Origin of the sequence: Flavobacterium okayamense, from assembly GCF_019702945.1 — a bacterium.
Lineage (GTDB): Bacteria > Bacteroidota > Bacteroidia > Flavobacteriales > Flavobacteriaceae > Flavobacterium > Flavobacterium okayamense.
In genome coordinates, this window is sequence record NZ_AP024749.1 from 907,022 (window position 1) to 919,382 (window position 12,361).

Consider the following 12,361-nt stretch of genomic DNA (forward strand, 5'->3'; position numbering starts at 1 on the left):
TATGGCAGAAAGTAGAGCCGCTATTCGTTACGCAAAAGCTATACTTGATATTGCTCAAGCAAACAACAATGCTGATAAAGTATTAGCTGATATGAATTCAGTTACTGCTTCAGTTAAGGAATCAAAAGAGTTAAAAGACTTCTTAGATAATCCTGTTGTAAATGGACAAACAAAATTTGCAGCGTTGTCTGAAATTTTCGCATCTGTTCAAAACGAAACTAAAGGATTATTTCAATTACTTTTAGCAAATAAAAGATTTGAAATTTTACCTTCAATTGCAAAACAATTTGTTTCGTTATACAATCAAGCAAACGGAATTGAATCAGCAGTTGTTACAACGGCTGTACCGCTAACTTCTGATTTAGAAGTTAAAGTTTTAGCGAAAATTAAAGAGTTTTCAAACAAACAAGTTACGCTTACAAATGTGGTTGATCCTTCTATTATTGGAGGTTTTGTACTTCGTATGGGTGACAAACAATATAATGCATCTGTTGCTAACAGATTACAACAATTAAAAAGAGAATTTAGTAATAATTAATAGTAAGCACACATTTAGTGTATAAATAATATAGAGATGGCTGAAATTAAACCTGCTGAAATATCAGCAATATTAAAGAAACAATTATCCGATTTTCAATCGGGTGCTACTTTAGAAGAAGTTGGAACCGTACTTCAAGTAGGTGACGGTATTGCTCGTGTTTACGGATTATCTAATGCACAATATGGTGAGTTAGTACAATTCGATAACGGACTAGAAGCAATCGTATTGAACTTAGAGGAAGATAATGTTGGGGTAGTATTGTTAGGTCCTTCAACAGGTATTAAAGAAGGCTCAACTGTAAAAAGAACACAACGTATTGCGTCATTAAAAGTTGGTGAGCAAATGGTTGGTCGTGTAGTTGATACGCTAGGTAACCCAATCGATGGTAAAGGGCCAATTGGTGGTGACTTATATGAGATGCCTTTAGAGCGTAAAGCTCCTGGAGTTATCTTCCGTCAACCAGTAAACGAACCATTACAAACAGGTATTAAAGCGGTTGATGCTATGATTCCAGTAGGTAGAGGACAACGTGAGTTAGTTATTGGTGACCGTCAAACTGGTAAAACTACAGTTTGTATCGATACGATCTTAAATCAAAAAGAATTCTATGATGCTGGTAAACCAGTATTCTGTATATATGTTGCAGTAGGACAAAAAGCATCTACGGTTGCTGCTATTGCAAAAACGTTAGAAGATAAAGGGGCAATGGCTTATACAGTTATTGTTGCTGCAAATGCTTCTGACCCTGCTCCAATGCAAGTTTATGCGCCTTTCGCTGGTGCTGCTATTGGTGAGTATTTCCGTGATACAGGTCGTCCTGCATTAATTGTTTATGATGATTTATCTAAACAAGCAGTTGCTTACCGTGAGGTATCATTATTATTAAGAAGACCACCAGGACGTGAAGCATACCCTGGAGACGTTTTCTACTTACACTCAAGATTATTAGAGCGTGCTGCTAAAGTTATTGCAGATGATGAAATCGCTAAAAACATGAACGATTTACCAGAATCTTTAAAACCAATTGTTAAAGGTGGTGGTTCATTAACAGCTTTACCAATCATTGAAACTCAAGCGGGTGACGTTTCTGCATATATCCCAACAAACGTAATTTCGATTACTGATGGTCAGATTTTCTTAGAGTCAGATTTATTTAACTCAGGTGTTCGTCCAGCGATTAACGTAGGTATTTCGGTATCTCGTGTTGGAGGTTCTGCTCAAATTAAATCGATGAAAAAAGTTTCAGGTACATTAAAATTAGACCAAGCACAATACCGTGAGCTAGAAGCTTTCGCTAAATTTGGTTCTGATTTAGATGCGGCTACAATGAACGTTATTGAAAAAGGTAAACGTAACGTGGAAATCTTAAAGCAGTCAGTAAACGATCCTTACACTGTAGAAGACCAAGTTGCAATTATCTATGCTGGGTCTAAAAACTTATTAAGAAATGTTCCAGTAGAAAAAGTAAAAGAATTTGAAAAAGATTTCTTAGCCTACTTAAACGCTAAACACAGAGATACATTAGATGCTATTAAAGCTGGTAAAATCGATGAAAATGTAACTGATGTTTTAGAAAAAGTATCAAAAGAAATTTCTGCAAAATATTAATATAAGTAAAAAGTGATTAGTAAGTAGTGAAAAGCTAATTACTAATCACTAATTACTAATTACTAGATAAAATGGCAAACTTAAAGGAAATTAGAAATCGAATTAGTTCCGTTCAATCAACGATGCAAATTACATCTGCGATGAAAATGGTTTCTGCTGCAAAATTGAAAAAAGCGCAAGATGCTATTACTGCTATGCGTCCATATGCAGAAAAGTTAACGGAATTATTACAAAATTTAAGTGCTACTTTAGAAGGAGATACTGGAGGAGCTTTTGCTGATCAACGTGAAGTAAACAAAGTATTACTTGTTGCGGTTACTTCTAACCGTGGATTATGTGGAGCCTTCAATACAAATGTTATCAAAGAAATTAAAAATAGAACTCAGTTTTACCAAGGTAAAAATGTAGATGTTTTAGCAATTGGTAAAAAAGGTAACGATGTTTTACGTAAAACGAATAATGTTATTGCTAATCATAGTTCAGTTTATGACGATTTAACTTTCGATAATGTTGCTGAAATTGCTCAATTATTAATGGATAAGTTTGTTGCAGGAGAGTACGATAAAATCGAAATCGTATACAATCATTTTAAGAATGCAGCAACAACCATTGTTAAAACTGAACAATTCTTGCCTTTAGCTCCAATTTCTGGTGGTGAAGCAGTATCTTCAGATTATATTTTTGAACCTTCTAAAGAAGAAATTGTTTTAACGTTAATTCCAAAATCGTTAAAAACGCAATTATACAAATCAGTTCGTGATTCGTTTGCATCTGAGCACGGAGCTCGTATGACGGCAATGCACAAAGCAACTGATAATGCAACAGAATTGCGTAATCAATTAAAATTAACATACAATAAAGCACGTCAAGCTGCAATTACTGGAGAAATCTTAGAAATTGTAGGTGGAGCGGAAGCGTTAAACGGATAATTAAGTTAATTTTTAAAATATGAATTGAGCCAAACGATAAGTTTGGCTCTTTTTTTGTGCTATATTTTATATCTTTAAACAAAACAAAGTATTATGTATAAGTTGTGTATTCTGTTATTTAGTTTTTTTTCATTCTCATGTAATTGCGAAAAGAAGATTATTGAGCAAACTAATAAAGAATTTCTTTCGCAAGATTTCCCAATAAGTGAAATTTATTACCAATCATGGGTTGCTGGTATTCGAGGTGGCGGTAGTGGAATTAATGTACATCTTACTTTCAAAAAGAAGCTTCCTAGCAATGTTCGATTAAAAAGCATGCAATTGTTGCATTATACTACATTTGAGATTGATATTATGGAAAATTCACAATATATAGGACGAATCAAAACTGAACGCAACCAGTTGAATCTTGATGAAAATCCAGTTGATGAATATGGAAATGAAGTCCCAGTAAAAAAAGATAATTCACTTAAAGAAGGACAAGTTTTACTTACGTTTGAAAAAGATGGAAAAGAGTTTACAAGATTAATTGAAAACGTAAAACAAGTGGAAATGTTAGCGTATCCATCGGCAAAACCAAGAAATTAATTACTTTTGTTAGCGTAAAATAACTTCATTTTGAGTTTATATAAAAAGCTTTTCAAACAAACAGCGATCTATGGTATAGCAACAGTTTTACCTAGAATGTTAAGTTTTCTCTTGGTAAGATTATATACCGATTATCTTCCAAAAGAAGAATATGGTGAAGTTTCTATCATTTTTTCATACCTGATTTTTTTTAATGTAGTATTAACCTACGGAATGGAAACGGCTTTTTTTAGGTTTTACAATCAAGAAGACAATAAGAAAAGTGTTATTTCAACAGCAATGATTTCGCTATTAGGTTCAACTTTAGCATTCTTAGCTGTTGCTTTATTATTCAAAAATCAGTTGTCATCGCTAACAGAAATTAGCATTGATTATCTAATTTACACCATTTGGATTTTAGTAATCGATACTTTAACGGTGATTCCTTTTGCTAAACTTCGTGCCGAAAGCCGACCAATAAAATACGCTTTTATAAAAATTGTAAACGTTGCCATAAACTTAGGTTTAAACGTTTTTTTCTTAGCGTTTTTACCCAAATTAGCACAAGATTCAAATTCGATTTTTAGCAGTATTTATTTAGAAAATTTTCAAATCGGTTACATTTTTGTATCAAATGTAATTGCGAGTTTATTTACGTTAATAGTTCTATTGCCCGATTATTTCAAAATCAAATGGGATTTTGATAAGCAGCTATGGAAGAAAATGCTACACTATGGTTTCCCAATTTTAATTGCTGGAATTGCCTTTGCAATTAACGAACATTTTGATAAAATTCTATTAGAAAAATTAGGGATTAGTTTGTCCGATATTGGAGCTTATTCTGCTTGTTACAAAATAGGAATGTTTATGGTACTATTTCGAACAGCTTATTCATTGGGAATTGAACCTTTCTTTTTTAGTCATGCAAAAAATGAGAATGCGCCACAAACCTATGCAGAAATTACTAAATATTTTGTCATTTTCGGTTCGTTCATGTCTTTAGGAATTATTGTTTTTGCTGATGTTTTAAAACTAATTTTAGTTCCAAATGCTGATTACTGGAATGCTATGGATGTTGTGCCGATGATTGTAATTGCCAATTTCTTTTTAGGGATTTATACAAATCTTTCAGTTTGGTACAAATTGATCGATAAAACTAAAATTGGCGCTTATATTTCTTTGATTGGAGCAGCAGTTACGCTTATCATAAACTTTCTTCTAATTCCAATAATTGGATTTTTGGGTTCTGCAATTGCTACTATTTTAGCGTATGGAAGCATGATGCTAATTTCATATAAATTAGGCCAAAAAGAATATCCAATTCCTTACGACAAACAAAAAATTAGCTTTTATTTACTGTTATCAGTTATATTAAGTTGTTTGTCTTTTTACGTGCCTATTTTAAGAGAAACCTATGCTTTTGGCATCGTGAGTTTATTAATTTTTGCTTACTTTGTATATCGAAATGAGAAAGCACTTATTTTAAGAATTTTAAAACGAAATTAATGCAAATTAAAATCATCAATAAATCGCAGCACGAATTACCTAATTATGAAACTATAGCTTCGGCTGGAATGGATTTACGTGCAAATATAACCGAATCAATCACCTTAAAACCATTAGAAAGAACCATTGTTAAAACCGGACTTTTTATTGAATTACCAATTGGTTTTGAGGCGCAAGTTCGTCCAAGAAGCGGTTTAGCGGCTAAAAAAGGGATTACGGTTTTAAATTCACCAGGTACTGTAGATGCAGATTACAGAGGAGAAATCGGAGTAATTTTAGTGAATTTATCGAATGATGATTTTGTTATCGAAAACGGAGAAAGAATTGCTCAATTGGTTATTGCTAAACACGAGCGCGCTGAATGGATAGAAGTTGAAGAACTTTCAGAAACTTCACGTGGCGCAGGAGGATTTGGGAGTACAGGAACTCGATAGTGAACAGTGTTCAGCCGCAGTAAGCAGTAAAAGTAACTTCGAGCATTTGATATTAAGAGGAGTAAACAAAGTTTACGGTAAGTATCGAGAATTCACATTATTAAAATATTTAATGATTAAAAGGTTTTTTAATCTTTTAATTTTTCAATCTATAAATTAAAAAAATGAAAATAATAGTACCTATGGCGGGTCGTGGTTCTCGCCTTCGTCCACATACATTAACAGTTCCAAAACCTTTAATTCCAGTGGCTGGAAAACCAATAGTTCACCGATTAGTAGAAGACATAGCAAAAGTTTTAAATCAACCTATTGAAGAAGTAGCATTTGTTATTCATGAGAGTTTTGGTAAACAAATAGAAAACGATTTAGTTGCTATTGCAGAAAAATTAGGAGCAAAAGGAACCATTTATTATCAAAACGAGCCTTTAGGAACAGGTCACGCTATTATGTGTGCAAAAGATTCATTAAGTGGTCCGGCGGTAATTGCTTACGCGGACACTCTTATTCGTGCGAATTTTGATTTAGACACACAAGCCGATAGTGTTATTTGGGTAAAGCAAGTGGATAAACCAGAAGCTTTCGGAGTTGTTCAAATGAATGAGGCAAACGAAATTGTAGAGTTAGTTGAAAAACCCCAAACTTTCGTTTCAGATTTAGCGGTTATCGGAATATACTATTTTAAAGATGTAGGCGTTTTAAAAAATGAGCTACAATTGGTTATCGATAATAACATTATTCACGGAGGTGAATACCAAATTAATGACGGTATCAAGCAAATGATGGCAAAAGGCATGAAATTTGTTCCAGGAGAAGTAGCCGAGTGGATGGATTGTGGGAACAAAGATGTTACTGTCGATACAAATAATAGAATGTTGAAATTCATCTATGAAGATGCTGATGAAACCATGATTTCTGAAAAAGTAAGAATTGAAAACTCAGAAATTATTCAACCTTGTTATATAGCTGATGATGTAGTGTTGATTAACTCTATTGTTGGGCCAAATGTTTCTCTTGGTAAAGGAACGCATTTAACGAATGTAAAAATTAAAAATAGTTTAGTGCAAACACATGCACATCTTCGCAATGCAAAATTAGATAATGCAATGATTGGTAATCACGCAACTTTTGATGGCGATTTCAAAAGTATTAGTATCGGAGATTATTCCGTTTTAGAATAAATGAGGTATATAAAAAGCATACAAATTTTAATTTTTTTGTTTTCCATTGGAACTCAAACTACTTTTTATGCTCAAACCAATCCTGATGATATTGCATTAGTAGATGATTTTGTTGAAAATAATTTTTATGATGCGATAAAACAACGTGCCATCGAAAATTATGATAAAGCAATTATTGCTATTCAAAAATGTATCGACAAACAACCTAATACTGCAGCATTTCATTATGAACTTGGGAAAAATTATCTTGATTCTAAACAATATGCAGAAGCTGAACAAGCCTTTCAAAAAGCTACGGAACTAGATCCATCTCAGCGATGGTATTGGAATGGTTTATATGATGTTTATTATGCTACAAAAGATTATCAAAAATCTATTAAAATAGTTCAAAAGTTAATCGAGTTTGATGAACATTTAAAAGAAGATTTAGTTTCACTTTACGTTTACACCAATCAAAAAGATAAAGCGCTTCAGTTAATTGAGGAAATCGAATCAAAAGCGGTTTTAAGTGCAAATATGGAGTATTATAAGCTTCGATTATTAGAAGATTCAAAATCTAATAAAGATGAAAGAGCACTTATAACTGCTATTATAAAAAATCCAAAAAGCGAACAAAATTATATCGATTTAATGGCATTATATTCTCAGCAAAATAGAGAAGATAAAGCTATTGAAGTTGCAAAAGATTTAGCTATAGAAATTCCAAATTCTGAATGGTCGAGTATTAGTTTGTTTAAACTGTATTTAAACGAGGATAATGGAACAGCGGCAGCTAACGAGTTGTTAAAAGTTTTAGAAAACCCTAAAGTTACATTAGGATTAAAACATCGTTTTCTAAATGAGTTTTTGATTTATTCTGCAAATTCAACACAGTATGATAGCCAACTTAATCGCGCTGTAGATATTTTGTCTGATGATAAAACTATAAACGTTGCTAAAGAAGTAGCTAAGTTTTATTACAACAAGCGCAATTATGAAAAAACATCATTCTTTTTAGAGAAAGCTCTGGCAAATGAGCCAAATGATTGGGAAAGTGTTGATTTACTTTTAGATAATTTGGTCAATGCTAAAAATTATGAAGAATTAGGAAATAGAGCGGTAATTTTTATCGATTTATTTCCATCGCAACCTAAGTTGTATTATTTCGCTGGATATGCCGAAAATAAAAAGCAAAACTATAAACAAGCCATTGAATATTTAGAAACTGGTCTAGAATTTGTTGTAGAAGATATTGCATTAGAGCGTTATTTTGCGATTCAATTGGCAGAAGCCTATGCAGAATCTGGGAACAAAAAGAAAAGCGACTATTATGTTTCTAAAGTGAATGAATTAACAAATCAATTGAAAAAATAATGTTGAAAAGAATAAGTGTATTTGTTTTAATCGTTTTATTATCGGCTTGTAAAGCTAAAAAATCGGTAACCGAATTAGCAGCTAATGAAGAATTAGCAGCCACTAAAGTTATTCAAGAACATTATAAAAACGAATTAAGTTTTAAAACTATTAATATTCGTGCTAGTGCTAAATACGAAGACGATAAAAACATGCAAAGTGTTTCTGCCGACATTCGTATGATTAAGGATGAAAAAATTTGGATAAACGTAAAGTTTTTAGGATTTCCTGCAGCTAAAGCATTAATCACGCCAACCAAAGTGAGTTATTATGAGAAAGTAAACAACACTTATTTTGAAGGTGATTTTGTGGTTTTGAGTAATTGGTTAGGAACCGATTTAGATTTTCAAAAGGTCCAAAATTTATTGTTAGGAAAAGCTTTAGACGATTTATCAAAAACACCATACATCGCGTCAATAGAAGATGATTTATATAAATTAACAGAAAAAATAAAATCGCCTACAACTGAAAAAGCATATTATTTTGAAGCGGCAAATTTTCTAGTAAAAAAAGAAAAAGTAGTTCAAAAAACAGAAAATAGAAGTTTAGAAATCAATTATCCTTCATTTGGAAAGTTTAATGGAATGTTTTTACCGAATGAAATTTTCTTAAAAGCAATTCAAGACGATAAAGTAACTATTGAAATCCAATATAAGAATATTACCTTTGACGAAGATTTAAGCATGCCATTTTCAATTCCAAGTGGTTATGACGAGGTAAAAATTAACTAATTCATTTCATGAACCGATACATTTTAGTTTTAAGTTTTCTATTCTGCTCGCTTTTAGCGTTTGCTCAACCTTCTTCTAAGCAACAAAAGCTAGAAGAACAAAAAGCGCAAATTCAAAAAGAAATTGCGGCTTTTAGAACCTTGTTAAGTGATGAAAAGAAAAAGGAAAAATCGGTTTTAAGCCAATTAGCCGAACAAAAAGCTCGTATTCGCTTAAGTGAAAAATTAATCAGTACTACTGCAAAACAAAAGCGTTTACTTGAAGACGATATTTATTTAACGCAATTAGAAATCAACAAGCTTAATCGCGAATTGAAAGTTTTAAAAGACGATTATTCGAAAATGATTGTCAAATCCTACAAAAGTCGAAACGATAAAAGCCGTGTTATGTTTGTGTTGTCTTCGCAAAATTTCTTACAAGCATACAAGCGTATTCAGTACATGAAACAATATGCTAGTTATCGTAAAATGCAAGGTGATGAAATTGTTGAAAAGCAAGAAAAGTTAAATGTTGCAAAAACACGTTTAGAGAAAAATAAAGTCGAAAAAGAAAAAGTTTTAGAAGAGAATAAGAAAGAGAAAGAACTTTTAGAAGGTCAGAAAAAAGAACAAGAGAAATTAGCAAAAGAAGTTCAAAAGAACAAGAAAAAATACACGGCTGAAATTGATAAAAAGCAAAAAGCAGCAAAAGAAATCGATCGCCAAATAAAAAAATTAATCGCCGAAGAAATTGCTAAAGCCAATAAAAAGAACGAAGCCAAAACAGGTGTAAAAGCTTCATCTTCTACCTCAAAATTTATTTTAACGCCTGAAGGTAAAATAGTTTCCGATAATTTTAAAGCTAACAAAGGAAAGTTACCTTGGCCTGTAATTGAAGGTTATGTTCAACAAGGTTATGGAAACTACCAAGATCCAGTTTATAAAGGTGTAACGCACATGAATACCGGTGTTGAAATTGCGACAAAACCTGGGGCTAATGCTAGAGCGGTGTTTGGAGGAGAAGTATTGAGAGTCCAATTAATTAAAGGCTCAAATAAAAAAGCAGTTTACATTCAACATGGAGATTTTATTAGTATTTACCATAATCTAGAAACGGTTCTAGTAAAAGAAGGTCAAAAAGTTGATATTAAAGACAGTTTAGGTAGAGTTTTTGTAGATTCTTCAGGAAAAGCAATTCTTAAGTTCTATTTAACGCAAAACACAACAACCCTCGATCCAGGAACTTGGATTAATGGAATGTAGTCTTAACTTAAACTTTAACAAAATATACAGAAAATCTGTATCCAAGAAAGGTATAAATCGTCTTAACTTTGATTCAGGTTAATAGCAGTAATTTTATTTCTTAACAGACACTAAACCTCCAACTACTTCGGAGGTTTTTTGTTTTTATATACCTAAGTACATCTAAAACTTTAACAAAATATACAGAAAATCTGTATCCAAGAAAGGCATAAGTCGTCTTAACTTTGATTTAGGTTAATAGCAGTAATTTTATTTCTTAACAGACACTAAACCTCCAACTACTTCGGAGGTTTTTTGTTTTTATATACCTAAGTACATCTAAAACTTTAACAAAATGTACAGAAAATCTGTATCCAACTTAACTAAGAAACGTCTTAACTTTGGTTCAGGTTAATAGCAGTAATTTTATTTCTTAACAAGAACACTTAGCTCCGCAAACTTCATCGCGGAGCTTTTTGTTTTGGAAAAGTTGTAAAAAGTTATATATTTGGTGTTTAAATAATAATATATGGATAGAATAACACAAAGCTTTATTGATGAGCTATTGGAAACAGAAGAATTAAAATCTGAAGGAGAATCAAAAGATTTTGAAAAACTGGCAAATTATTCTGTAATTTCAAATGAATACAATAAAACTTTTGATTTAAACTTTGTTACTATTGGGGATGGAGATGATACAGGTATTGATGGTATTTCTATTATAGTTAATGGAGTATTGGTTGAATCAATTGAAGAAATAGATGATTTAATTGAAAAAAACGGCTCTATTGAAGTTGATTTTGTTTTCATTCAATCAAAAACTTCATCGAGTTTTTCAACTGCAGATTTAAATACGTTTATTTATGGGGTTAAAGATTTTTTTTCAACATCTCCGAAATTAAGACGAAATGAATCTTTACAAAAATTTTGCGATTTAGCAAATCATATTTATAAGAATGCACCTAAATTAAAAAATAACCCTTCTTGTAAGCTTTTTTATGTAACAACAGGGAAATGGGTTGGAGATGTGAACTTAACAGCAATTATTAATTCGGGTAAAGAAGATCTTGAAGCTACAAATTTGTTTGAAATAGTTGATATAATTCCACTTGGAGCTAGAGAATTAGCAAAGTATTATAGAAAGACAAAAGAAAGTGTAAGTACTACAATCAATTTTTCTAACAGAATAACAATTCCTGAAATTAATGGAATTTCAGAAGCATATATAGGATTAATACCATATGAAGAGTTTATAAAAATTGTATCAAATGAAGAACAAAATTTATTAAATGTTTTTGAAGACAATGTTAGAGATTTTCAGGGAGAAAACAATGATGTTAATAATGGAATTGCATCAACAATAACAAATTCTGGATCAGAAATCTTTAGTGTTTTGAACAATGGAATAACTATTGTTGCTAGTAAAATATCACCAACAGGTAATCAATTCACAATTACTGATTATCAAATTGTTAATGGCTGTCAAACAAGTAATGTTTTGTATAACAATAAAAATAATTCCAACATATCTAAAGTTGTAATTCCAATCAAATTGATTGCAACAGAAGATGATGAGATTAAAACAAGAATTACATTAGCGACAAATAATCAAACTCCAATTAAAAAAGAACAATTAGCCTCTTTGACACAATTTCAAAGGAGTTTAGAGCAGTATTACAACTCTTTTGAAGGAGATAAAAGATTATATTATGAAAGAAGGTCAAAACAATATAACTCAGATTCTAGTGTAATAAAATCAAGAATTATTACAGTTCCTTATCAAATTAAATCTTTTGCAGGTATGTTTTTAAATGAACCACATAACGTAACAAGTTATTTTGGTTCTATTGTCCGAAAATTAAATGATGGTAAAATTCAAATTTTTGATAATGACCATATATACATCCCATATTATACAAGTGCATATGCATATTATAAGTTAGAAAATTTATTTAAAAAAGGCTTGATTGACTCTTCATATAGAAAAGTAAAATTTCATTTATTAATGTTATTCAGACTTTTAAATGAAAAAAATGAAATGCCTAAATTTAATAGTAAAAAAATTGAAGCTTATTGTAATAATTTATTAGATATATTATCTGATGAAGAAAAAACGTTGAAGGCATTTAAAAAATGCTGTAAAGTGATTGATGAAGCAGATTTTGATAAGTCTGATAAACAAGATGTTAAGTTGGTTTCAAAAACTAAAAATTTATTAGATTATTTAAGTAAATAATTTGTTAATCGGTACAATT

The 12,361-nt window shown here is 31.2% G+C and carries 11 protein-coding genes; all 11 read left to right on the forward strand.

Features of this window, described 5'->3' with window-relative positions; genetic code table 11:
• The first annotated feature begins 1 nt into the window (after position 1).
• The 11 genes from atpH (at position 2) to KK2020170_RS04220 (ending at position 12,342) form a co-directional block, all read left to right on the forward strand.
• Positions 2–538, forward strand: coding sequence for an ATP synthase F1 subunit delta (atpH, locus tag KK2020170_RS04170; RefSeq protein ID WP_221259554.1), 537 nt, complete (start codon positions 2–4; stop codon positions 536–538).
• A 36-nt stretch (positions 539–574) separates the two neighbouring features.
• Positions 575–2,149 (forward strand): F0F1 ATP synthase subunit alpha, encoded by a 1,575-nt coding sequence (gene atpA / locus KK2020170_RS04175; protein WP_221259555.1) that lies wholly within the window; start codon positions 575–577, stop codon positions 2,147–2,149.
• A 71-nt stretch (positions 2,150–2,220) separates the two neighbouring features.
• On the forward strand, positions 2,221–3,078 hold the full coding sequence (atpG, locus tag KK2020170_RS04180) for an ATP synthase F1 subunit gamma (RefSeq protein ID WP_221259556.1): 858 nt from the start codon (positions 2,221–2,223) through the stop codon (positions 3,076–3,078).
• A gap of 93 nt (positions 3,079–3,171) precedes the next feature.
• A complete protein-coding gene (locus KK2020170_RS04185) occupies positions 3,172–3,666 on the forward strand; it encodes a hypothetical protein (RefSeq protein WP_221259557.1) in 495 nt (164 codons plus the stop codon).
• A 30-nt stretch (positions 3,667–3,696) separates the two neighbouring features.
• Positions 3,697–5,151, forward strand: coding sequence for a lipopolysaccharide biosynthesis protein (locus tag KK2020170_RS04190; RefSeq protein WP_221259558.1), 1,455 nt, complete (start codon positions 3,697–3,699; stop codon positions 5,149–5,151).
• Positions 5,151–5,585, forward strand: coding sequence for a dUTP diphosphatase (gene dut, locus KK2020170_RS04195; protein ID WP_221259559.1), 435 nt, complete (start codon positions 5,151–5,153; stop codon positions 5,583–5,585). Before KK2020170_RS04190 ends, dut begins: the two co-directional genes overlap by 1 nt.
• Positions 5,586–5,749: 164 nt before the next feature.
• Positions 5,750–6,763, forward strand: a complete 1,014-nt coding sequence (locus KK2020170_RS04200; RefSeq protein WP_221259560.1) for a sugar phosphate nucleotidyltransferase — start codon at positions 5,750–5,752, stop codon at positions 6,761–6,763.
• Positions 6,764–8,116, forward strand: a complete 1,353-nt coding sequence (locus tag KK2020170_RS04205; RefSeq protein WP_221259561.1) for a tetratricopeptide repeat protein — start codon at positions 6,764–6,766, stop codon at positions 8,114–8,116.
• The gene (gene lolB1 / locus KK2020170_RS04210) at positions 8,116–8,886 is read left to right on the forward strand and encodes a lipoprotein insertase outer membrane protein LolB1 (protein ID WP_221259562.1); all 771 of its coding nucleotides are present in this window, start codon (positions 8,116–8,118) and stop codon (positions 8,884–8,886) included. The genes KK2020170_RS04205 and lolB1 overlap by 1 nt, the downstream gene beginning before the upstream one ends.
• Positions 8,887–8,894: 8 nt before the next feature.
• Positions 8,895–10,127, forward strand: coding sequence for a murein hydrolase activator EnvC family protein (locus KK2020170_RS04215; protein ID WP_221259563.1), 1,233 nt, complete (start codon positions 8,895–8,897; stop codon positions 10,125–10,127).
• Between the two features lie 508 nt (positions 10,128–10,635).
• Positions 10,636–12,342 (forward strand): AIPR family protein, encoded by a 1,707-nt coding sequence (locus KK2020170_RS04220; RefSeq protein WP_221259564.1) that lies wholly within the window; start codon positions 10,636–10,638, stop codon positions 12,340–12,342.
• The last annotated feature ends 19 nt before the right edge of the window (positions 12,343–12,361 follow it).

Bases quoted from the DNA above. Each gene is read 5' to 3' on its own strand.
- KK2020170_RS04205 (WP_221259561.1), top strand. From the start codon at position 6,764: ATGAGGTATATAAAAAGCATACAAATTTTAATTTTTTTGTTTTCCATT.
- atpA (WP_221259555.1), top strand. From the start codon at position 575: ATGGCTGAAATTAAACCTGCTGAAATATCAGCAATATTAAAGAAACAA.
- atpH (WP_221259554.1), top strand. From the start codon at position 2: ATGGCAGAAAGTAGAGCCGCTATTCGTTACGCAAAAGCTATACTTGAT.
- lolB1 (WP_221259562.1), top strand. From the start codon at position 8,116: ATGTTGAAAAGAATAAGTGTATTTGTTTTAATCGTTTTATTATCGGCT.
- atpG (WP_221259556.1), top strand. From the start codon at position 2,221: ATGGCAAACTTAAAGGAAATTAGAAATCGAATTAGTTCCGTTCAATCA.
- dut (WP_221259559.1), top strand. From the start codon at position 5,151: ATGCAAATTAAAATCATCAATAAATCGCAGCACGAATTACCTAATTAT.
- KK2020170_RS04185 (WP_221259557.1), top strand. From the start codon at position 3,172: ATGTATAAGTTGTGTATTCTGTTATTTAGTTTTTTTTCATTCTCATGT.
- KK2020170_RS04220 (WP_221259564.1), top strand. From the start codon at position 10,636: ATGGATAGAATAACACAAAGCTTTATTGATGAGCTATTGGAAACAGAA.
- KK2020170_RS04200 (WP_221259560.1), top strand. From the start codon at position 5,750: ATGAAAATAATAGTACCTATGGCGGGTCGTGGTTCTCGCCTTCGTCCA.
- KK2020170_RS04215 (WP_221259563.1), top strand. From the start codon at position 8,895: ATGAACCGATACATTTTAGTTTTAAGTTTTCTATTCTGCTCGCTTTTA.